Origin of the sequence: Draconibacterium sp. (assembly GCF_041583095.1) — a bacterium.
Classification (GTDB): Bacteria; Bacteroidota; Bacteroidia; order Bacteroidales; family Prolixibacteraceae; genus Draconibacterium.
The window spans coordinates 1-21,161 of the sequence record NZ_JBFHGM010000061.1; the positions used below are offsets into that span (position 1 = coordinate 1).

Below are 21,161 nucleotides of genomic sequence, written 5' to 3' on the forward strand. Positions count from 1 at the left end.
AGCTCTGCACTCGATCCAACAGATGCTTTCCCAATAATATTGATTTGGGCGTTTTTCTTGATCTCCAGTACAAATGGCTCAAGAATTTTAGTGTTCCCGATTAATCCAACATTCAGCATAGTGCGCTATTTAAAATGAATTTAAATGCAAATATAGAATACAGCACAACATCTTTTAGTTGAGCAGGTGTTAATTTATCAACGTTAAATGTTAATATTCATTATGTGTAGCAACTGTTGTTGGTAAGTATATTCGATTAATTTTGTGACTATAGCAACATAAAAATGATAAACGAAACATCGCGACATAAAGGCCTGCGCAAGCGTTTGGTTGAAGGCCTGAAAGTGAAGGGGATCCGAAATCCTTCGGTTTTGGAGGCTATTGGCAATGTGCCGCGCCATTTGTTTATGGACAGTGGTTTTATAAATTTTGCATACAAAGATCAGGCATTTCCAATTGGTGCCGGACAAACCATTTCGCAACCTTATACAGTAGGTTTTCAAACCCAGCTGCTTGATGTGCAAAAGGGCGAAAAAATATTGGAAGTAGGAACCGGATCGGGTTACCAGGCAGCCGTTTTGGTTGAAATGGGAGCCAGGGTTTTTACCATCGAACGGCAAAAAGAGTTGTACACCAAAACACATAAGTTCTTACCGTCGATAGGTTATAAACCGGCCTGCTTTTTTGGCGACGGTTATAAAGGATTGCCCGATTTTGCACCTTTCGATAAAATACTGGTAACAGCAGGCGCTCCACTGGTGCCGCCCGAATTAAAAATGCAGCTGAAAATTGGAGGGAAACTTGTTGTGCCGGTGGGTAGCGATAAACACCAGGATATGTGCGAAATTGTACGTACCGGCGAAAATGATTTCAAAATGAAAAAACATGGAGGCTTTGTTTTTGTTCCTCTCTTAAAAGGAACCGTAAATTTCTGATAAATGATAAAAGTTAAAAAGTTTGTAGTAAACCCACTGAGCCAGAATAGCCTGGTTTTAAGCGACGAAGAAACAAAAGAATGTGTACTTGTCGACCCCGGGTTTTATTACGGTGAAGAGCAGGACGAAGTAAAATATTACATTGAAAGAAACGAGCTGAAACCGGTAAAAATAATTAATACGCATTGCCATTTCGACCATATTATGGGTGTTGATTTTATTCGCGATGAATACAATATTCCGTTTTTTGCACATGCCGACGATGCTTTTTGGGTGGACCGGGCTGTTGATCAGGGGAAAATGTATAATTTCGAAATGCAGCCGGTAAAACCCATCGATGAATTTTTTGAAGAGGGACAGACGATTAAGTTTGGCGAAGCCAATCTCGAAGTTATTCACGTTCCGGGACACGCTCCCGGCCATGTAGTTTTTTACAGTAAAAACGACAAGCTGTTAATTGCCGGCGATGTAATATTTTATGGAAGCATCGGACGAACTGATCTGCCCGGTGGCGATTTTGATACCTTGATAACCAATATTAAAGAAAAACTTTTTCCACTGCCTGGCGAAACAAAAGTGTACTGTGGCCACGGCCCGGAGACGACACTTGGCTTTGAAAAAGAGAATAATCCGTTTTTAACCTGAAACTAAACACTTTAAAATTGTTTAAAGTCATGTTTTAAAATCGGTTCAGTTTATATACTTGCAGAAAAATTCACTATAAATAAATATTTCGAATGTCTCAGGATAGATTTGTCACCCGCCATATTGGCCCGCGAGGAGCAGAAATTGCCGAAATGCTTGAATTTGTTGGTGTTTCGTCGATGGAGGAATTACTGGAACAAACAGTTCCTTCAAACATCAGGTTACAACAGCCTTTAAAAATGAAGGAAGGATTGTCGGAAAGAAAGTACTTCCGTCGTATTCTCGAGCTGGCATCAAAAAATAAAGTATTCAATACTTACATCGGAATGGGATATTACGATACCATTACTCCGGCAGTGGTTTTGCGTAATGTGCTCGAAAATCCGGTGTGGTATACTTCTTACACGCCATACCAGGCCGAGATTTCGCAGGGACGACTGGAGGCACTGTTGAACTTCCAGACTATGGTTTGTGGTTTAACAGGAATGGACATTGCCAATGCATCGTTACTTGATGAGGCCACTGCAGCTGCCGAAGCGATGGTAATGATGGCCAACCTGAGATCGCGGAAAATGGTGAAAGACGATGTAAATACCATTTTGGTGGATGAAAAGATGTGGCCGCAAACCCACGATGTATTAAAAACCCGTGCATTACCACTTGGATTCGAATTGAAAATTCAGCCTAAAGACGAATTCAATTTTGATGAGAATGTATTTGGTGTAATCGTTCAATATCCGAACTCGGATGGCGAAATCAGCGATTATGCCGGACTGGTTGAAAAAGCGCACGAAAAAGAGATAAAAGTGGCAGTTGCAGCCGATTTGATGTCATTGGCCATTTTAACTCCTCCGGGAGAGTGGGGTGCCGATATTGTATTCGGTAACTCGCAGCGTTTTGGTGTGCCAATGGGTTATGGCGGACCACATGCCGCATTTTTTGCAGCCCGCGAAGAGTTTAAAAGAAATATGCCGGGCCGTATTATCGGTGTAACCAAAGATATGCACGGTAACCGGGCGCTTCGTATGGCCTTGCAAACCCGCGAGCAGCACATTAAACGCGAAAAAGCAACATCAAATATCTGTACTGCACAGGCACTGCTGGCTATTATGGCCGGTTTCTTTGGTGTGTATCATGGCCCGGAAGGTATTATCGGAATTGCTGAGCGTATTCACAATATCGCTGCATTTCTTGCTGTTGAAATTGAAAAACTGGGTTATACCCAAATCAATAAAAACTTTTTTGATACCATACGTTTTGCATTACCAAAACATGTAATGCGCGAAGATATTGAGTGGTTATCGCACGAGCTGGAGATGAACTTCCGCTACTTCGAAAATGGCGATGTGGGTATTAGTATCGACGAAACCACCAACCCGCAGGATATTGGCTGGATCATTGAAGTGTTCGCAAAAGCTGCCAACAAAAAATGGCAGGTGGCCGAAGAATATCCTGAAGGATTTGAAATTGATGCCGCGTTTAAACGAACTTCTAAATTTATGACCGAGGAGGTGTTTAATAAATACCGTTCGGAAACAGAAATGGTTCGTTACATTAAACGCCTGGCAAAAAAAGATATTTCGCTTACACAATCGATGATTTCGCTGGGATCGTGCACGATGAAGCTGAACGCAGCTACCGAAATGTTGCCGTTGAGCTGGATCGAATTTAACGGTTTGCATCCCTTTGTTCCGAAAAACCAGGCACGCGGTTACCAGGAAATGATGGAAGAGCTGCGCCGCGATTTGGCGGAAATTACCGGAATGGCCGATGTAAGTTTGCAACCTAACTCGGGTGCTGCAGGCGAGTATGCCGGTTTAATGGTAATTCAGGAATACCACAAAAGCAGAGGAGAGGATCAGCGCGATGTGGTGATTATTCCTTCTTCGGCACACGGAACCAACCCGGCAAGTGCGGTAATGGCGGGTACCAAAGTGGTTGTGGTAAAATGCGATGAAAAAGGTAATGTCGACATGGACGACCTGCGTGCCAAAGCCGAATTTTACAAAGACAGGCTTTCGGCGTTTATGGTAACTTATCCTTCAACGCACGGGGTTTTCGAAGCCTCAATTATTGAAATGTGCGAGGTGATTCACGAAAACGGCGGTCAGGTTTATATGGATGGTGCCAATATGAATGCACAGGTTGGCCTTACCAATCCCCGACTGATTGGTGCCGATGTGTGCCACCTTAACCTGCATAAAACATTTGCGATTCCTCATGGTGGCGGTGGCCCAGGTGTTGGCCCGATTGGAGTTGCAAGTCATCTGGTTGAATTTCTGCCATCTCACCCGATAATGAATAACGGCCATGTGGGAATAACAGCGGTTTCTGCAGCTCCGTGGGGAAGTGCTTCGGTATTGCCGATTACATATGGTTACATTAAAATGATGGGCGCTGAAGGCCTGACAGAAGCCACAAAAATCGCCATTTTAAATGCAAACTATATTGCTACAGCTTTAAAAGATAATTACGGAATTTTATATACCGGCGAAAACGGACGTGTAGCGCACGAATTGATTTTGGAGTGCCGCCACCTGAAGGCGTCTGCCGGAATTACAGAAGAAGACATTGCAAAACGTTTAATGGATTATGGTTTCCATGCGCCAACGCTGTCGTTCCCGGTTCACGGTACCTTAATGATCGAGCCTACAGAAAGTGAATCGAAAGATGAGCTGGATCGTTTTATCAGCGCCTTAAACTCTATTTTCGAAGAGGTTAAAGAAGTGGAGAATGGTGTTGCCGATAAAGCGGATAACGTACTTAAAAATGCACCTCATACCGCCCAAAGCGTTTGTGCCGATGAATGGGCACATGCTTATGGCCGAGAGAAAGCTGCTTATCCGCTGGATTGGGTGCGCGAAAACAAATACTGGGTGCCGGTTGGCCGTGTTGATAATGCCTGGGGCGATCGCAACCTGATTTGTACCTGTGGCTCGCCCGAAGAGTACGAAGCTTTTGCTGATTAGAGTTTTAACCACAAAGCCAAAAAGACCACTATGAAAACTAGAGTATTGAACTTATAAGCTTTGTGCCTTCTATGTTCTTTGTGGTAATAAATTTGATAATAATATTTATATAAATGTGGGAAGCCGTCTGAATTTTCAGGCGGCTTTTTTATTGTTTGGGTCAAAGTGGTCGTTGTTTGACCTGAAGCACTCATTGTTTGGGTTTGAGGACTCATTGTTTGGGTTTGAGGACTCATTGTTTGGGTTTGAGGACTCATTGTTTGATTTGAAGCACTCATTGTTTGATTTGAAGCACTCATTGTTTGATTTGAAGCACTCATTGTTTGACTTGAAGTCGTCGCTGCTTAAGTTGTAGCGGTTATTGTTTGAGCTAAAGTACTTATTGTTTGACCTGAAGTTGTTATTGTTTTAGTTTAAACATTCATTGTTTGACAAAAAGTGATCATTTCTTTTCGGTAAACTTCATTTTCGCTCCCAACAGTGATTGGCAGCTAGTTTGAAAGTTATATTTTTGTTGCATGATCACATTTCCCAATGCTAAAATTAATATCGGGCTGAATGTTGTGGAGAAACGACCGGATGGTTACCACAACCTGGAAACCATTTTCTACCCGGTAAAATTATCGGATGCTTTGGAAGTGATCGAAGCGGAAGAAACAGCTTTTTCTTCGTCAGGAATTGAGATTGATTCCACAGCGGAAAATAACCTTGTTTACAAAGCTTATTCTTTGCTTGCCGGAGATTTTCACCTTTCGCCGGTAAAAATGCATTTACACAAAGTAATTCCGTTTGGAGCAGGACTTGGTGGTGGATCGGCCGACGCAGCTTTTGCTTTAAAAATGCTGAACGATTATTTCGGGCTGGGATTAACAACAATTCAGCTTGAAAATTACGCTGCCCGGATTGGTGCCGATTGTCCGTTTTTCATCGAAAACAAACCCACTTTTGCACACAGCATTGGCGATCAGTTTAAACCGGTAAACCTTGATTTGTCGGCTTACGAAATCGTAATCGTTAAACCTCCAATTTCGGTAAGTACACCACAGGCCTACCGAAACATCGTTCCAACAAAACCCGGTTTTAACCTGCTGGAAATTGACCAACTTCCCATCGAAGAATGGAAAACAGTGGTGAAAAACGACTTCGAAAAAAGCGTATTTCCGCAATTACCCGAAATTGAAAATCTGAAGGAAAATCTTTACGAAGCAGGCGCAGTGTACGCTTCCATGTCGGGAAGTGGCTCGGCAGTGTTTGGTATTTTTCGCCATTTACCGACAAATCTGGATAGATTCCTACCTAAAGGTATTTTTATTTACCGATAGCCCCGGACGTTTACCGACCTTAAGAACTCATTAACATTTTTTTTATTCTTTTTAACAAAACGAGATGTAACCTTTGTACTCGTTAATAGTCATATTAACTGAAAACAAGAAAACAAAAAAGTCCTTTACGAAGGCATTTGAAAACAAACAATTAGTAAGAAAACAGTTAAAAACAGAAAACATGAAAACTAGATTTAATTTAAAAACAGTTGCACTTATAATAGCCGTCATTTTTACAGTAGGAACAGCTAATGCAACAGAGAAAGTAACAAAAGCCTCGGGCCATGAGAACATTGTTGAAGCATCGTTAAACCTTGAAAGCTGGATGACAAACGACGCGATTTGGAGCACTTCAGACGTAACGAATTTTGTTGAAGCGCAGGAAGAGTCGCTGAATCTTGAAAACTGGATGACAAACAGTGATGTGTGGTCTACTTCAATCGATTGGGCAGCCAATACCACAGAAGCCAATTTGGAGTTGGAAGCATGGATGACCGACGAAGTTGCATGGGAAGTAGCACCAGCTTCAGCAGAAACAGAAGGACATTTAAGCCTTGAGGATTGGATGATTAATGAAAAAGTTTGGAATTTGTAGATAAATAGAAAACGCGATTAGTTTTATTTGGATTTTTGAGGGTTGCCGAAAGGCAGCCCTTTTTTGTTCGTTATTTTCGGATAGGGTATCTCAGATATGATATTCCGTTATATTTGTTACTTTCAAAAAGTTAGGCTCTTTGTCCAAAATAATAAATAGTATTATCGTAATTGTATTTGCAATCTTAGGGTATAATGCGGGGGCCCAGGATATTACTTTTTCGCAATTTTACGCTAATCCTGTTTATTTAAATCCTGCATTTGCAGGTACTGTGGGGGTGCCACGTGTTGCCATGCAATTCCGAAACCAGTGGCACGGATTTACAAATGCGTATAACTCCTACAGTGTGGCACTTGATTTTCCGGTAAAAATTCTCAGAGGTTGGGTTGGCCTAAATGTTTTAAATGATGTGCAGGCCAATGGTGCCTTAGGCGCCCTATCGATGACTGCGGCGTATTCGGTAGGCGTTCAAATAAGTGAAAACTATACTTTACATGGAGGATTACAGTTCGGATATACTCGAAATTCCCTGAGTGTAAACGATCTAATTAAAACAAAAAAACCGCACAATTTAATTGCGCGGTTTTAGTATTTCAAAACTCTTTACGAGTTATTTTGTCGGTTTAATTTCAATCATCAAATGGCGGTTAGGAATAACCTCGCCTTTTTTAACGTGAATTTTTACAATCTCTCCATCAAAAGGCATTCTTACCTGGTTTTCCATTTTCATGGCCTCAAGTAGTAGAAGTGTTTCTCCTTCTTTCACCTTTTGTTTGGTTTTCACAAAAAGATCGATGATTGTACCCGGAATAAATGAATAAAGTTCATTCGGATCCGGAGTTACATATTTCACCCTGTTTTCGAACCTTTTGGTATAGGTTGTTTTGTAAACAGCCCCTTGGATAACAAGGTTTTTAAGCTCTTTTTCTTCTGCCATAATGCAATTCGTTTAGTGGTTTAAAACGGAGGAATTCCATGTTTTTTAGCTGGCATTGAAGCGCTCTTGTTTTCAGAAACCTGCAGTGCATGCAATATGCGTGCACGTGTTTCGCTAGGCTCAATTACCTCGTCGATATAGCCCTGTGCTGCAGCTACATAAGGATTAGCAAACTTCTCTTTGTACTCCTCGATTTTTTGTTGGCGCATTTCTTCCGGGTTCTCGGCTTCGGCAATTTCTTTGCGGAAAACAATATTAGCAGCACCTTCTGGTCCCATAACTGCGATTTCGGCTGTTGGCCATGCAAAAACAAAGTCAGCACGCAGGTGACGCGAGTTCATGGCAATGTAACCACCACCGTAAGCTTTACGCACAATAACGGTTATTTTTGGAACTGTAGCTTCGCTGTATGCATAAAGAATTTTTGCACCATGACGAATTACTCCGGCATGCTCCTGGTCAACTCCCGGCAGGTAGCCCGGCAGGTCTTCCATAGTAACAATAGGAATGTTGAAAGCATCGCAGTAACGGATAAAACGAGCCGCTTTGTCCGAGCTGTCAATATCAAGCACTCCCGCAAGTACCATTGGCTGGTTGGCAACAAAACCAACAGTTTCGCCATTCATGCGACCAAAACCAACGATGATGTTTGGCGCAAAACGCTCCATAACCTCAAAGAATTCAGAACCATCGGTGATGCTTTTTAGAACATCGCGCATATCGTAAGGAATTCTTGGATCAGCAGGAACAATATCTTCAACCTTAACTCCTTTTAAAGGGGCTTTAGGTTTATGTGCCAATGCTTTTTTCAGGTTACTACGTGGAATAAAGCTAATCAGCGTTTTTATCTGATCAAAACACTCCATTTCAGTTTCTGCGTAAAAATGAGCATTTCCGGTAACTTCGGCATGTACTTTGGCACCGCCCAGTTCTTCCATCGAAACTTCTTCGCCTAAAACTGATTTAACCACTGATGGTCCGGTGATAAACATTTTCGAAATGTTTTCTACCACAAAAACAAAGTCGGTAAGTGCAGGCGAATAAACCGCTCCACCGGCGCAAGGGCCAAGAATTACCGAGATTTGTGGAATAACACCTGAAGCCAGAGTGTTACGGAAGAAAATCTCTCCGTAACCGGCCAGTGAGTTAACACCTTCCTGGATACGCGCACCACCCGAGTCGTTAATACCAATTAACGGAACACGCATTTTCAAGGCATGGTCCATAATTTTAGTGATTTTACGCGCGTGCATCAAACCCAACGAACCACCGGCAACGGTAAAGTCCTGGGCAAAAATACAAACCGGTTTGTCGTATATCGTACCGGTACCGATAATAACACCGTCTCCATGTAAGGTTTTACCTTCCATGCCAAAATCTTTGGCGGCGTGCTCTACAAATAAGTCGTATTCGTGAAATGAGTTTTTATCTAACAAGGCCAGGATACGTTCACGGGCTGTGAGCTTACCCATTTTTACCTGTTTCTCAATGGCTTTATCTCCACCACCTTTTTGTACTTCTTTCTTTCTTTTACGAAGATCGAGTACGTTACTTCTTAGTGACATAAAGTATTTTTTTAGTTATAAATTTCCCGGTAGCAGACCGGTGTTATTTTTATTTAGCGTGGGCAAAATTATAATTTTTTTTAATTGCCATGGGCTAATGTATTCATGTACTACGGAAATTAACCAACATAGGTTCAAACCCTTCGAATTATTGTATTGGATGTTTGAAAAATTGCAGGATTTGTGAGATGGCAGAAGTCGTTTGGTCACTATTTGGCATCCATTGTTAAGTATCCATTTCCTATCGGGCTGCCCAACGGTAAACGAACAATGCGAGTAAGGCATATATCAGATTCGGAAGCCAGATGGCAAACATTATTGGAACGGTTCCACTAACGGCAAATACGGTAGAGATTTGCATAAACAGAATGTATGAGAAAGCCAGAAGCAGACCCAGCCCGATGTGCAGGCCCAGTCCTCCTTTTACTTTGCGCGATGCCAATCCGGCGCCAATAAGTGTTAAAATAAATGCTGCAAACGGATTCGCAATGCGTTTATGTTTTTCAATTTCCCATTCAATCGTGTTTACTCCGCGCATCTTCATTAATTTAATTTCTTTCAGAAGTGCCGGAGTGGTATAGGTTTCCATTTCGTTGCTCAGGCGTTGAAAATCGCCCGGTACCATATTTAGTGTGGTGTCCATGCGGTAACCTTTCTCGAAAGTCTCATGATCTTCAAAAATGTTCCTTTTCCAGTACGAATTAATTACCCACTTACCGGTTTCCTTGTCCCAGCGAATGTTTTGAGCGGTGAGTTTTTCCTTAAGTTCCGAGTCTTCAAAACGCTCTAAAGTAAACCGCATGCCTACATTGTTGGCATTAAAACTTTGCATATAAATGTAGGTGCCGGGTTCAATTTGCCGATGAATATTTCTTTCAACACCCACCGATTTACTTCTGATATAATTGTGTCTGAAATTATTCATGGTTTTATTGGCGGGCGGAATAACGTAGTTGCCCAGCATAAACGAAAACAGCGCAATTACAAGTGCCGAAACCAGGTAAGGCCGCATTAAACGGCTATAAGAAACACCATTACTTAAAATGGCAATAATCTCAGTGTTGTAGGTCATTTTCGAGGTAAAGTAAATTACCGCGATAAAGGTAAACAGTGGGCTGAACAGGTTGGCAAAATAGGGGATAAAGTTCATGTAATAGTCAAAAACAATATCCTTAATAGGAATTTCCTTCGAAAGAAATTCGTCGAGGTTTTCCGAGATATCGAAAACAATGGCGATACTTAAAATCAGACCAATGGCATAAAAGAAAGTTCCCAGGAACTTTTTCGAAATGTAAAAATCTATTGTTTTATACCACTTCATGTTTTTCTACAGTCTTTCTTTTAGTTTTAATACCATTTCGTTTTTCCAGCTTACAAAATCGCCGCTTTGTATTTTCTGGCGGGCTGTTTTTACCAGCCAGAGGTAAAATGCCAGGTTATGCTGACTTGCAATTTGCGCACCCAACATTTCGTTCGAAATTATAAGGTGACGAAGATAAGCTTTTGAATACTGGTCGACAAACGATGTTCCGTTTTCATCAATAGGAGAGTGGTCGTTTTCCCATTTTTTATTGCGGATGTTTATGATTCCTTCGCTGGTAAACAACATGCCGTTGCGGCCGTTTCGGGTGGGCATCACACAATCAAACATGTCAATTCCCCGGTGAATGCCTTCCAGAATATTTACGGGTGTTCCAACTCCCATCAGGTAGCGAGGTTTATTTTCAGGAAGATCGGCGGTGCAAACTTCCGTCATTTCGTACATCTCCTGTTCCGTTTCGCCAACCGACAAACCTCCGATTGCATAACCATCGGCATCAAACGTTTTTACATTGGCAACAGCAGCTTTTCGCAAATCGGTAAATGTATTTCCCTGAACAATGGGAAACAAGGTTTGCGAATATCCATATTTTGGTTCGGTACTGTTAAACTGTTTAAAACAGCGCTCCAGCCAGCGTTGAGTCAGCTCAAGTGACTTTTTTGCATAATTGTAATCGGCATCACCCGGTGTGCACTCGTCAAAAGCCATAATAATATCGGCGCCAATGGTACGCTGAATATTCATCACATTTTCGGGCGTAAACATATGGTACGATCCATCTATATGCGACTGAAAACGCGCACCCTCTTCACTGAGTTTGCGGATATCGCCCAGCGAAAAAACCTGGAAACCTCCGCTGTCGGTTAAAATAGGGCGGTCCCAGCGATTGAATTTGTGCAGCCCACCTGCTTTTTCAATCACATCAATTCCGGGGCGTAAATACAAATGGTAGGTATTCCCCAGAATAATCTGGGCATTAATATCCTCTTTTATATCGCGGGTGTGAATTCCTTTCACCGATCCGGCTGTTCCAACCGGCATAAATATTGGCGTTTCAATTGTTCCGTGGTCGGTAGTAATTACACCGGCCCGGGCACGTGAGTTATCTGTTGTTTTCTGTAATTCGAATTGCATTTGTGTAAAATTGCGTGGCAAATATAGCTATTTCACCCGAATTGAACTTATTATAAACCCGCCAGAGGCTGTTAATAAAAACTAATTACTGTAAACAAAATCGAACGCTCAAAAGAAATTGGTATGGGTAATTTTGCTACTATTGCTTAGTTTTTAATACCGAATTTTCTTCTTTTTATGATCCGGGTGTTGTTGGATACTTTTAATGCCTTAACAACTATACAGTTGGTGGTGGTTGTGGCGGTTGCTTCATTGTGGCTGTTGCGGCTTTTGTATTTGCTTTTTTTCCCGCTGCGGGTGCTTGTTAAAATGAAAACAAAACCACTTGCTACGGAAAAAGCACCGCTATCGGTATTAATAGTAGTGCGCAACGAAGAAGAAAATTGCCACGAAACTTTGCCCCGGCTGCTGAATTTGGATAATCCGGATATGGAAGTTGTTGTTGTCGACGATTTTTCGCAAGACAATACTTTGTCGGTACTGGGATTGTTAAAGCAGCGTTACCAGTGCATGAAGCTTTCTTCGCTGAGCCAGGAAACACGCTATTCAGAAAAACTAGCACAAAATATTGCCTTAAAATCGGCCGAAAAGGATTGGGTACTGTTGTACCCGGTAAGTGCACAAAATCCATCGCAGGATTGGTTGAGCGAAATAGGTAAAACCGTGGCCGATCAGGTACTTGTAAAAGTAGCTTATACCACTGTTGCAGCCAACAACAACCGGTTTAACAGATTTTATCGCATCGAGAATTTCTTTCAACAGGTGAGAAGTGCTTCGTACTCGCTAAACGGATTAGCCTTTGTTTATAACGAGGAAAATGTGGCGTTTAAAAGAGCAGAATACTTTAAACTGGGCGGTTTTGGACTTAAAGTGCAGGAACCTTATGCCAACCTCGAGCTGGTAATAAACCGTTTTATCCGAAAAAAGAATGTTAAGTTCTGTTTTAATGACAAGAGCATTCTTTCCAAACAGGTTGCTGCCGGCCTTTCAGAGTTTAAAGATTTGGTACGAAAAAGCATTCGTATTGAGAAGCATCTGAGTAAATGGAAACAGTTTGTTTTGCTACTCGACAGGTTAACACAGGTGTTTTATCCACTTTCTGTTGCAGTGGTTTTGCTTGTTGCATTCAAGCTATGGCCCATTATTGCAGCGCTGGTAGTGGTTAAGTTGCTGGTTTTCATGGTTATCATAAAAATATTGCAGAAACGTTTGAATGAACGTAAATTATTCATAACTTCGTTAGTGTTCAGTTTTATAATGCCTTTTTATAAACTTTTTTTCAGATGGAGTTTTAATCGGCAAAGTCAAAATCAAAGATGGAAAAACAGGGTGTAATACTTTCGGAAAAAGCACGACAGGACTACGAGCTTGTAAAAGCTGCGTTAGCTGGCGATGATAAAGCTTTTGCCCGTTTGTTAAACCGCTACAAAGACGCCATTTATTTTATGCTGCTTAAAATGGTGAATAACCGCAGTGATGCCGAAGACCTGACACTTGAAGCATTCGGAAAGGCATTTAAAAGTCTTCATCAATACTCGCCAACTTACGCATTCAGCACCTGGTTGTTTAAAATTGCATCGAACAATTGCATCGATTTCTTGCGAAAGAAAAAGGGCGTGCACGTACCTATTGAAAACAACGGCCAGGATGATAACAGTGAAACCATAAAACTTCGGTCAAAAGATCCTAATCCGGAAGAAAAACTGATCCGTCAGCAAAAGGCGATTTTATTGCGGCGCGTGGTGCGAAAGTTAAAGCCGCGTTATCAAATCCTGGTCGAACTTCGTTATTTCAGGGAATTTTCGTACGAAGAAATCGCAAAAGAGTTAGATTTGCCCCTCGGAACAGTAAAAGCTCAGCTTTTCAGAGCTCGCGAAATGCTGTTTAAAATGATTGAAAGCACCGAGATCGGACGAAAAGATTAACTTTTTTATGGACTTAATTCTAAAGTATTTTCCCCATTTAACTGAAACCCAGATTGAACAGTTTAAACAATTGGAACCATTGTATGCCGATTGGAACGCAAAAATAAATGTGATCTCCCGAAAAGACTTTTCTGAGTTTTACGAGCGTCATGTGTTGCATTCGTTGGGTATAGCAAAGTTTATTCGCTTCAACGATAAAACAAAAGTACTGGATGTAGGCACCGGCGGCGGTTTCCCCGGAATTCCGCTGGCAATTATGTTTCCTGAGGTACAGTTTCACCTGGTTGATTCGATCGGGAAAAAGATAAAAGTGGTAAACGGGGTTGCCCAATCGTTGGGGTTAAAAAATGTGCGTGCCGATCAGGTTCGTGCCGAAGAGTTAAAAGAAAAGTACGATTTTGTAGTGAGCCGCGCCGTTACACGTTTGCCCGATTTTGTAAAGTGGATCAGAACAAATATCTCGAGGAAACAACAAAACGCGTTACCTAACGGAGTTATTTATTTAAAAGGCGGCGATCTTCGCGAAGAAGTTAAACCTTTCGGAAAACGGATATTTCTGCAGGATCTGTCGCAATTTTTCGAAGAACCCTTTTTCGAAACGAAGAAAGTATTGCATTTGCCAATATAGAAACATTATTATAGTAAGAAAGCCGGTTTGATTCAAACCGGCTTTCTTACGATTTATCCTTAATCGTTCATCTTTTATCCTTCTTAAAGGTACTCGTCGCCAAACGAAACTCCCATTTTCCGGGCTTTTTCAATTAGTCCTAAATTCGGCTCAACCAGTCGCAGTTTGCCACCTACCTCCTCAAGCGGGACTGTAGTGAGTTCGTTGTTTTTTATAGCTACCATGGTGCCAAAATTTTCGTTGGCAATACATTGGGCTGCAAAAGCTCCGTAGCGTGTAGCCAGAATCCGGTCCATCGGAGTTGGTGAGCCACCGCGCTGAATGTAGCCTAATACTGTTTCGCGGGTTTCAATATTGGTGTAGGTTTGAATAGCCTGTGCAATATGTGTTGCTGCCGAAATTTCTTTGGGGTGGTCAATCCCTTCGGCAACCACAACTATTGAGTAAGGTTTATTGCTTTCATAACGGCTTTCGATTTTCTTACAAACCGAACGGATGTTGTACTCCAGCTCAGGAAGCAAAATAATATCGCCACCACCGGCAAGTCCTGAGTACAAAGCCAGCCAGCCGGCATGGTGTCCCATAATTTCAATAATCATTACGCGCTGGTGCGAGTTGGCAGTGGTGTGCAATCGATCGATGGCATCGGTGGCAATTTGCACGGCCGAGTCGAAACCAAAAGTTACATCGGTACCCCAAACATCGTTATCAATGGTTTTCGGAATTCCAACCACATTCATGCCTTCCTGTGCCAAAAGGCTTGCGGTTTTCATGGTTCCGTTACCACCTATACAAACTAAGGCATCAAGGCCTAGTTTTTTATAGTTCTTCATTATTTTGTGCGGTTTGTCCTCTGCATCTTTTCCGTTTTTATTCCCTTTGTAGGGCTTTTCGCGCGAGGTTCCCAGAATGGTTCCGCCAAGCGTAAGAATGCCCGAGAGTGCCGATTCTTTCAACTCGATGTAATCGCCGTTTATTAAACCTGAGTAGCCGGCATTAAAGCCCAACACCTCCATTCCGTATTCAACTATCGCTGTTTTTCCAACGCCCCTTATTGCTGCATTCAGTCCCGGACAATCGCCCCCTGCAGTCAAAATACCAATTCTCTTTGGCTTTGCTGAAGTACTCATATCACTAATTTTTAATCAACTTAATCTTTTAATTAACCGAATTTACAAAAGAACTTTATAAAACCGACGTTAAAAGCCCGTTAAATACAGTATTTCATGATTTCTTTTTTATACGTGTTAAAATAACGTTCTAACTATTTTTGTACATTCGCACGTCGTTTGAAAAAATGGCATTTTAATCTTTAACCAATTAAATGTAATAGAAATGAGAAAGTTTTTTTCACTTTTAATGGCTACTGCCTTTGTGTTTTCTATCTCGTGTAAGAGTACAAAAACAGGAGGTTCGGCCGGTTTAAATCAATTAACAAAAAAAGAAAAAGAAGAAGGTTGGGTATTGCTTTTTGATGGCAAAACCAGCGAAGGATGGCGTGGTAACAACAAAGACCATTTCCCAACAGGATGGCAGGTTGTTGACGGAACTTTACACTGCAAAAAATCAGGTCAGGGCGAAGCCGGATCGCGTGATGGTGGCGATATTATCACTACCAAAGAGTATTCTAACTTTCATTTGAAACTGGAATGGAAACTTGCTGAAGGCGGCAACTCAGGTATTTTTTACTTAGGAAAAGAGCACGAAGGATGGCCAATTTATAAAACGGCTCCTGAAATGCAGGTGTTAGACAACGAGCGTCACCCTGATGCATTGTTAGGAAAAGATGGTAACCGCAAAGCCGGTTCGCTGTACGACCTGATTCCTGCAAAACCACAAAATGCAAAACCTGCAGGCGAATGGAATACGGTTGAAATTATTTGCTACAAAGGTACTGTTGTGCACAAGCAAAATGGCGAAACGGTTGTTGAGTACCACTTGTGGACTGATGACTGGAAAGAGCTGGTAGCCGGATCGAAATTCCCGGGGTTAAATCCTGACTGGGCAAATGTTGCAAAAGAAGGTGTTATTGCTTTGCAAGACCACGGCGACGATGTGTGGTTCCGCAACATCAAAATTAAAGAAATGAATTATTAAGCTTTTAAGCTGATAATGATAGGCCCGGTAGATTTTCTGCCGGGCTTTTTTGTTTTTTAGCTACGAGTAGCGAGCTGCTAGCTACTAGTCAGAGGCATCCTTCTTTGTTTTTCACACCTTCAAGGTTTTCAAAACCTTGAAGGTCTCTCATTTTGATGCAATTCGGGGATGTCATCTTTAAATTTGCTAAAAATAAAGATGACATCCTTCTTCCTGGTATCGGGTATCCAAAATATCCCGCATCCAGTTTCGAATAACCAATAATCAATATCCAATTACTAATGCCTCATGAAACCACCCTTCGACTTCGCTCTGGGTGACTGTAGACTGCGACCGAAAACTGTTAACTAACCTACTCCGGATTATATCCCGAATCATTCAAAATCTGCTGAAAATCGTAATTCGCCATCAACTCGGGGACGGTTACTTCCGAATGTTTTTTCATGTATTGCCGCACAATTTGCCAGCCAATCCACACGCCGGTTCGTCCGGGCGAATCGAGTGGAAATCCACTTGTAGAAGGTGCCGGGTTTATGTAGCGGATAATATCCATACGTTTGCTGTTGTACAACAATTCGTGCTCAATGAGGTAAGTCCACATTTGCGGCTCGTTCATTTGGCACCACTCCAGTTGCTGTGTGGTGTAGCCAATTTTCAACGAGTCTTCCATACCGGGCAACATGGCGTCAACCAGGTACATCAGTTTCCCTTTTTCAACCATATTACCCAGCAGATTGGTCGCGCGATCTTCGTGCTCAAATTCGGTAATTGCCCAGGCAAAAGCCACGTCCGACAAAATCTTGTCTTTGTGCATGTTTTGTGCTTTATACTGAGGCGTAGTTTGTAATTGCTCGTAGTACTTACAATCGCGCCCCAGGTATTTGTCGAGGCTGATACCGATAATATTTTCGGCCGTAACCACCGACTGGTTAAATCCCGAAATATAAGTGTAAATGGTTGGCAATTCTTTCTCCGGGAAATGGTAGCTGTAATATTTAAATGCTTTTGTCAGGCCTTTCTCAAGTTTTGTGAGGTTGGGGAACACCGAGTCGGTTTTTAGTTTTACGTCCTGAATAAGCGAGTCGTTTAAAAACAGGCTTATCATTGCTGCAAAATCTTCGTCGCCAATGCCGCCCACCTGTATAACGCGATAAGTGTACAAATTAAAAAAATCGGGGTAGGCGTTGCTCAGTTCCGTTATTGTTTCCAGCGTGTCTTTTCCCTCAAGGTTAAAAAGTTGCTCGCCAAACCGCACCACTTCTACTTCTTTTTCAATATCAGAAATGTTTACTTTTAAGGGATTTCGTTTACATGAAAAGAAAATCAGGGCAATAACGCCCATAAAAACCACTGCTTTTGTCCACTTCATTTTACAAGAAATTTAAATCATTACGCTTACACTTCTTATTTATTGCAAAACTGAACTAAAAATTGGAGATTTGCAATCGTCATTCTATTTAAACAAACTTCGGATTTCGCACTTCGGTCTTCCGGCTAATATAGAAAAATGAAAGTTGCACTGGCACAGTTAAATTATACCATCGGCGATTTTGAAGGAAATGCGTCGAAGATTATTGCAGAGATCAACCGCCTGAAACAAGAGGATGTTGATCTGGTTGTTTTTTCCGAGTTGTCGGTAACCGGATATTACCCGCACGATTTGCTGGAGAAAAAGGAGTTTATTGCAAAAGCCGATGATGCTGTTGCCGAAATAGCTAAGCACTGCCACGGAATTGCAGCGTTGGTTGGTGCACCGCGTATTAACCAGCACGAGCGTGGTAAAACGCTTTTTAACGCAGCACTGTTTCTGGCCGATGGCGAAATAAAAAGCAGCCACAACAAAACGCTGCTGCCTACCTATGATATTTTTGATGAGTACCGCCACTTTGAGCCCAACCGCGAGTTTAGTTTGTTAGAATACAAAGGCGAAAAGATTGCTGTTACCATTTGCGAAGATTTGTGGGACGAGCAACCAACAGCCAACGAGTTTGGAAAGGATAAGCTCTACTCAATCTCGCCAATGGAGGAACTGGCAAAGCTAAAACCCGATTTTGTGGTCAACCTTTCGGCATCGCCATTTTCGTACAACCAGGAAGGCTGGCGTAAGAATGTATTGATAACAAAAGCAAAAAAATACGGCATACCTATTTTGTATTGTAACCAGGTGGGTGCACAAACCGAGTTGGTTTTTGATGGAGGATCGGTGTACATCGATGCTACCGGCGAGATTGTAAAAGAACTGAAATATTTCGAGGAGGATTGCCTCGTTCTGGATACCACATCGCTGGGCGAAAAAGCGCTGCAACCAAAAGTTGATTACATCGAAAAAATACACGATGCACTGGTGCTGGGCATTCGCGACTATTTTAAAAAGATGGGCTTTAAGCAGGCTACGCTGGGATTGTCGGGCGGAATTGATTCGGCAGTAACTGTTGTACTAGCTGTTCGTGCTTTGGGTGCCGAAAATGTGCGTGTGTTGTTAATGCCATCAAAATATTCGTCGGACCACAGTGTGAATGATGCCCGCGAACTGGCCGAAAATCTTGGTATTCGTTACGATGTAGTGAATATTCAATCGGCAGTGGATCAGTTTGAATCGGCACTTTCTCCACTATTCGAAGGCCGCTCGCCCGATGTTACCGAAGAAAATATTCAGGCCCGTGCCCGCGGAATTTATATGATGGCGATTTCGAATAAATTTGGCCATATACTGTTAAACACAACAAACAAAAGCGAGTGTGCGGTTGGTTACGGTACGCTTTATGGCGATATGAACGGCGGCCTGGCTGTGCTTGGCGATGTTTACAAACTGGATGTATTCAAACTGTCGCGGTTTATGAATAAAGATGGCGAGATAATTCCGGAGAATACCATTGTAAAACCACCATCGGCAGAATTGCGCCCTGATCAGAAAGATACCGACTCATTGCCGGAATACGAAGCGCTTGACGATATGCTTTTCAACTATATTGAACTGAATAAATCACCAAAAGAAATCGCCGCCTTGGGCTATGACGAGGCAGTGGTTCGAAGAGTGATAAGAATGGTGAACATGAATGAGTATAAACGTTTTCAGGCAGCTCCCATTTTAAGAGTAAGTTCAAAAGCTTTTGGCTTCGGACGAAAAATGCCGCTGGTTGCCCGTTACTAGCCATGTGAATTTTTTATCAACCGTTTTCAGCCCAATTGTTGATGATATTATTCCGTTTTGAGGTAAAATAAACGTTAAAAAAGAATCAATTTTAACAATTTTTTTTAGCTTTGATGCTGTAAAACATACAGACGGGTATATGTTAAATTCAGATATTGGGCTTCGAGACCTGGTTGACAATCAGAAATCAATTTTTTATTTGTTGGGGCAGGAAGATAAAGACGAACTGCAACACCATATTTCTCTTTCGCAGTACAAGAAGAATGAATTTATTTATAAAGAAGGAGATAAGCCAAATGGATTTTTGGTTTTGATTGACGGAAAGGTTAAGATTTTTAAAGAAGGAGTGGGCGGTAGAGAGCAGATTATTCGAATGACAAAACCACTTGGGCTGATCGGTTACCGTGCTTTGCTTGCCGATGAAACACATAACGGTTCGGCGGTAACACTTGAAGAGTCGCTCGTTTGTACCATCGATCCTGATTTCATTTTTGAACGTGCCTTAAAAAACCCTGATTTTTCATTTAAGATTATCAGTAAACTTTCGAAAGAACTGGGTTTCTCCAATGCCCGAACTGTAACTTTAACACAAAAACATATTCGTGGTCGTTTGGCCGAATCGCTGATTCTTTTGAAAGATAAATACGGTTTCGAAAACGACGGTACAACATTAAAAGCATTCTTGTCGCGCGAGGATATTGCCAACCTTTCGAATATGACCACATCGAATGCCATTCGCACCTTATCAACTTTCGCTAATGAAAAAGTAATTGCTATCGATGGGCGAAAGATTCGGATTCTGGATGTTACACGTTTAGAGCGTATAAGTAAATTAGGATAATAATTTCGATCAAAATATTGATAGTGCCACTTGAGAAATCAGGTGGCATTTTTTTATTCCTGTAAATAAACCCGTTTCACGCGTTGCGAGATTCCGGTTAAAATCTCATAAGGAATAGTTTCAAGTAACTGGGCCACCTTTGAAATGGAAATATTTGGCCCAAAAATTTCAACCTTGTCACCCGGATTAACTTTCAGGTTGGTAACATCGAGCATTAGCATGTCCATGCAGATATTTCCGATTATTCTTGCTTCTTGTCCGTTAACGAAAGCGCTGCCTAAACCGTTACCCAGTCGGCGGTTTATTCCGTCGGCATAACCCATTGGAACAATGGCTACCCGGCTTTGTTGCTTAATTTTTCCTTTTCGGTTGTACCCAACAGTTTCGTTTGTGTTTACGGTTTTAACTTGCGAAACAGTCGTCTTTAAGGTGCTGATTTGCTGCAACGCTAATCCGGTTTGTGAAATGCCGTACAGCCCAATTCCCAGCCGTACCATATTCATTTGCTGATCGGGAAAACGTTCGATGCCGGCCGAGTTTAAAATGTGCTTGTCGATTTTATAGTCAAAGGCATTTTCAATCCGGGCCGATAAATTTGCAAAACGATTGAACTGTTCCTGGGTAAAATCATCAAGTTCCGGTTCGTCGCTTCCGGCAAGGTGTGAGAAAACAGACTTGACTTTTAGATGCTTATTGTTTTTAATAAATGTAATTACTTCTTCAACTTCTTTTTCCGTTTTCAGACCGAGGCGGTTCATGCCCGTGTCGATTTTTATGTGAATGGGGAAGTTGCTTAACCCAAATTCTTCCAAAGCCTTTACAAACTCTTGTAATAATTGGAAGCTGTAGATATTTGGTTCCAGGTTAAAATCAATAATATTCTGAAAACTATCGTGTTCGGGATTCATCACCACAATTGGAATAGTGATGCCTGCATTTCGCAGTTGAACGCCTTCGTCGGCCACAGCAACTGCAAGGTAATCTACATTTTGGTGCTGCAAAAGTTGCGCAATTTCCACATCGCCGCTGCCATATGAAAAAGCTTTGACCATCACCATGATTTTTGTTTCCGGGAGCAACAATTTTCGGAATGAAT

20 protein-coding genes are annotated in these 21,161 nt (G+C 41.9%); 12 read left to right on the forward strand and 8 right to left on the reverse strand.

What is annotated here, in order from left to right:
- The first annotated feature begins 284 nt into the window (after positions 1 to 284).
- The 3 genes from ABZB17_RS07985 (at position 285) to gcvP (ending at position 4,549) form a co-directional block, all read left to right on the forward strand.
- Complete coding sequence (locus ABZB17_RS07985; RefSeq protein ID WP_372649224.1) at positions 285 to 935, forward strand: protein-L-isoaspartate(D-aspartate) O-methyltransferase; 651 nt, start codon at positions 285 to 287, stop codon at positions 933 to 935.
- Between the two features lie 3 nt (positions 936 to 938).
- A complete protein-coding gene (locus ABZB17_RS07990) occupies positions 939 to 1,580 on the forward strand; it encodes an MBL fold metallo-hydrolase (protein ID WP_372649225.1) in 642 nt (213 codons plus the stop codon).
- A 92-nt stretch (positions 1,581 to 1,672) separates the two neighbouring features.
- Positions 1,673 to 4,549 carry an aminomethyl-transferring glycine dehydrogenase gene (gcvP, locus tag ABZB17_RS07995; protein WP_372649228.1) on the forward strand — a complete coding sequence of 959 codons (2,877 nt, stop codon included), beginning with the start codon at positions 1,673 to 1,675 and terminating at the stop codon, positions 4,547 to 4,549.
- Here gcvP and ABZB17_RS08000 read toward each other — a convergent pair.
- Positions 4,546 to 4,869 (reverse strand): hypothetical protein, encoded by a 324-nt coding sequence (locus tag ABZB17_RS08000; RefSeq protein WP_372649230.1) that lies wholly within the window; start codon positions 4,867 to 4,869, stop codon positions 4,546 to 4,548. The genes gcvP and ABZB17_RS08000 overlap by 4 nt on opposite strands.
- Before the next feature lie 198 nt (positions 4,870 to 5,067).
- On the opposite strand from ABZB17_RS08000, the gene ispE reads away from it, so the two are divergent.
- The 3 genes from ispE to ABZB17_RS08015 all read left to right on the forward strand — a co-directional run bounded on the left by ispE (position 5,068) and on the right by ABZB17_RS08015 (position 7,055).
- The gene (gene ispE / locus ABZB17_RS08005; RefSeq protein ID WP_372649232.1) at positions 5,068 to 5,871 is read left to right on the forward strand and encodes a 4-(cytidine 5'-diphospho)-2-C-methyl-D-erythritol kinase; all 804 of its coding nucleotides are present in this window, start codon (positions 5,068 to 5,070) and stop codon (positions 5,869 to 5,871) included.
- A 181-nt stretch (positions 5,872 to 6,052) separates the two neighbouring features.
- Entirely contained in the window at positions 6,053 to 6,466 is a 414-nt protein-coding gene (locus ABZB17_RS08010) for a hypothetical protein (protein WP_372649234.1), read from the forward strand.
- A 139-nt stretch (positions 6,467 to 6,605) separates the two neighbouring features.
- On the forward strand, positions 6,606 to 7,055 hold the full coding sequence (locus tag ABZB17_RS08015) for a PorP/SprF family type IX secretion system membrane protein (protein WP_372649236.1): 450 nt from the start codon (positions 6,606 to 6,608) through the stop codon (positions 7,053 to 7,055).
- Between the two features lie 21 nt (positions 7,056 to 7,076).
- On the opposite strand, the gene ABZB17_RS08020 is transcribed toward ABZB17_RS08015, so the two are convergent.
- The 4 genes from ABZB17_RS08020 to tgt form a co-directional block, all read right to left on the reverse strand.
- Positions 7,077 to 7,403, reverse strand: a complete 327-nt coding sequence (locus ABZB17_RS08020; RefSeq protein WP_045032355.1) for a biotin/lipoyl-containing protein — start codon at positions 7,401 to 7,403, stop codon at positions 7,077 to 7,079.
- 20 nt (positions 7,404 to 7,423) lie between these two features.
- Positions 7,424 to 8,968, reverse strand: a complete 1,545-nt coding sequence (locus ABZB17_RS08025; RefSeq protein WP_303923688.1) for an acyl-CoA carboxylase subunit beta — start codon at positions 8,966 to 8,968, stop codon at positions 7,424 to 7,426.
- Positions 8,969 to 9,209: 241 nt separating this feature from the next.
- On the reverse strand, positions 9,210 to 10,289 hold the full coding sequence (locus ABZB17_RS08030) for an LptF/LptG family permease (RefSeq protein ID WP_372649239.1): 1,080 nt from the start codon (positions 10,287 to 10,289) through the stop codon (positions 9,210 to 9,212).
- 6 nt (positions 10,290 to 10,295) lie between these two features.
- On the reverse strand, positions 10,296 to 11,423 hold the full coding sequence (gene tgt / locus ABZB17_RS08035; RefSeq protein ID WP_372649241.1) for a tRNA guanosine(34) transglycosylase Tgt: 1,128 nt from the start codon (positions 11,421 to 11,423) through the stop codon (positions 10,296 to 10,298).
- Between the two features lie 177 nt (positions 11,424 to 11,600).
- Between tgt and ABZB17_RS08040 the strand changes: the two genes are divergently transcribed.
- The 3 genes from ABZB17_RS08040 to rsmG are packed head-to-tail and all read left to right on the forward strand — an operon-like array spanning position 11,601 to position 13,976.
- Positions 11,601 to 12,758, forward strand: coding sequence for a glycosyltransferase (locus ABZB17_RS08040; RefSeq protein WP_372649243.1), 1,158 nt, complete (start codon positions 11,601 to 11,603; stop codon positions 12,756 to 12,758).
- Positions 12,740 to 13,348 (forward strand): RNA polymerase sigma factor, encoded by a 609-nt coding sequence (locus ABZB17_RS08045; RefSeq protein WP_372649245.1) that lies wholly within the window; start codon positions 12,740 to 12,742, stop codon positions 13,346 to 13,348. Before ABZB17_RS08040 ends, ABZB17_RS08045 begins: the two co-directional genes overlap by 19 nt.
- Before the next feature lie 7 nt (positions 13,349 to 13,355).
- The gene (rsmG, locus tag ABZB17_RS08050) at positions 13,356 to 13,976 is read left to right on the forward strand and encodes a 16S rRNA (guanine(527)-N(7))-methyltransferase RsmG (RefSeq protein WP_372649247.1); all 621 of its coding nucleotides are present in this window, start codon (positions 13,356 to 13,358) and stop codon (positions 13,974 to 13,976) included.
- Positions 13,977 to 14,059: 83 nt separating this feature from the next.
- Here rsmG and ABZB17_RS08055 read toward each other — a convergent pair whose 3' ends face one another.
- Positions 14,060 to 15,106: an ATP-dependent 6-phosphofructokinase gene (locus tag ABZB17_RS08055; protein ID WP_372649249.1), complete on the reverse strand. Its 1,047-nt coding sequence runs from the start codon at positions 15,104 to 15,106 to the stop codon at positions 14,060 to 14,062.
- 205 nt (positions 15,107 to 15,311) lie between these two features.
- Here ABZB17_RS08055 and ABZB17_RS08060 point away from each other — a divergent pair, with 205 nt between their 5' ends.
- The gene (locus ABZB17_RS08060) at positions 15,312 to 16,073 is read left to right on the forward strand and encodes a DUF1080 domain-containing protein (protein ID WP_372649251.1); all 762 of its coding nucleotides are present in this window, start codon (positions 15,312 to 15,314) and stop codon (positions 16,071 to 16,073) included.
- 352 nt (positions 16,074 to 16,425) lie between these two features.
- Here ABZB17_RS08060 and ABZB17_RS08065 read toward each other — a convergent pair whose 3' ends face one another.
- Positions 16,426 to 17,442, reverse strand: a complete 1,017-nt coding sequence (locus ABZB17_RS08065; protein WP_372649253.1) for a hypothetical protein — start codon at positions 17,440 to 17,442, stop codon at positions 16,426 to 16,428.
- A gap of 138 nt (positions 17,443 to 17,580) precedes the next feature.
- On the opposite strand from ABZB17_RS08065, the gene ABZB17_RS08070 reads away from it, so the two are divergent.
- Together ABZB17_RS08070 and ABZB17_RS08075 are read left to right on the forward strand one after the other, a co-directional pair.
- The gene (locus tag ABZB17_RS08070; protein WP_372649254.1) at positions 17,581 to 19,224 is read left to right on the forward strand and encodes an NAD+ synthase; all 1,644 of its coding nucleotides are present in this window, start codon (positions 17,581 to 17,583) and stop codon (positions 19,222 to 19,224) included.
- A gap of 139 nt (positions 19,225 to 19,363) precedes the next feature.
- Positions 19,364 to 20,065: a Crp/Fnr family transcriptional regulator gene (locus ABZB17_RS08075; RefSeq protein ID WP_372649255.1), complete on the forward strand. Its 702-nt coding sequence runs from the start codon at positions 19,364 to 19,366 to the stop codon at positions 20,063 to 20,065.
- 53 nt (positions 20,066 to 20,118) lie between these two features.
- Here ABZB17_RS08075 and alr read toward each other — a convergent pair.
- Positions 20,119 to 21,161: alanine racemase (alr, locus tag ABZB17_RS08080; protein ID WP_372649256.1), on the reverse strand; the 1,043-nt coding region annotated here is incomplete at its 5' end.

Coding starts and splice junctions, on each gene's coding strand:
- ABZB17_RS07985 (WP_372649224.1), top strand. CDS start 285: ATGATAAACGAAACATCGCGACATAAAGGCCTGCGCAAGCGTTTGGTT.
- ABZB17_RS07990 (WP_372649225.1), top strand. CDS start 939: ATGATAAAAGTTAAAAAGTTTGTAGTAAACCCACTGAGCCAGAATAGC.
- gcvP (WP_372649228.1), top strand. CDS start 1,673: ATGTCTCAGGATAGATTTGTCACCCGCCATATTGGCCCGCGAGGAGCA.
- ABZB17_RS08000 (WP_372649230.1), bottom strand. CDS start 4,869: ATGAGTGCTTCAAATCAAACAATGAGTGCTTCAAATCAAACAATGAGT.
- ispE (WP_372649232.1), top strand. CDS start 5,068: ATGATCACATTTCCCAATGCTAAAATTAATATCGGGCTGAATGTTGTG.
- ABZB17_RS08010 (WP_372649234.1), top strand. CDS start 6,053: ATGAAAACTAGATTTAATTTAAAAACAGTTGCACTTATAATAGCCGTC.
- ABZB17_RS08020 (WP_045032355.1), bottom strand. CDS start 7,403: ATGGCAGAAGAAAAAGAGCTTAAAAACCTTGTTATCCAAGGGGCTGTT.
- ABZB17_RS08025 (WP_303923688.1), bottom strand. CDS start 8,968: ATGTCACTAAGAAGTAACGTACTCGATCTTCGTAAAAGAAAGAAAGAA.
- ABZB17_RS08030 (WP_372649239.1), bottom strand. CDS start 10,289: ATGAAGTGGTATAAAACAATAGATTTTTACATTTCGAAAAAGTTCCTG.
- tgt (WP_372649241.1), bottom strand. CDS start 11,423: ATGCAATTCGAATTACAGAAAACAACAGATAACTCACGTGCCCGGGCC.
- ABZB17_RS08040 (WP_372649243.1), top strand. CDS start 11,601: ATGATCCGGGTGTTGTTGGATACTTTTAATGCCTTAACAACTATACAG.
- ABZB17_RS08045 (WP_372649245.1), top strand. CDS start 12,740: ATGGAAAAACAGGGTGTAATACTTTCGGAAAAAGCACGACAGGACTAC.
- rsmG (WP_372649247.1), top strand. CDS start 13,356: ATGGACTTAATTCTAAAGTATTTTCCCCATTTAACTGAAACCCAGATT.
- ABZB17_RS08055 (WP_372649249.1), bottom strand. CDS start 15,106: ATGAGTACTTCAGCAAAGCCAAAGAGAATTGGTATTTTGACTGCAGGG.
- ABZB17_RS08060 (WP_372649251.1), top strand. CDS start 15,312: ATGAGAAAGTTTTTTTCACTTTTAATGGCTACTGCCTTTGTGTTTTCT.
- ABZB17_RS08065 (WP_372649253.1), bottom strand. CDS start 17,442: ATGAAGTGGACAAAAGCAGTGGTTTTTATGGGCGTTATTGCCCTGATT.
- ABZB17_RS08070 (WP_372649254.1), top strand. CDS start 17,581: ATGAAAGTTGCACTGGCACAGTTAAATTATACCATCGGCGATTTTGAA.
- ABZB17_RS08075 (WP_372649255.1), top strand. CDS start 19,364: ATGTTAAATTCAGATATTGGGCTTCGAGACCTGGTTGACAATCAGAAA.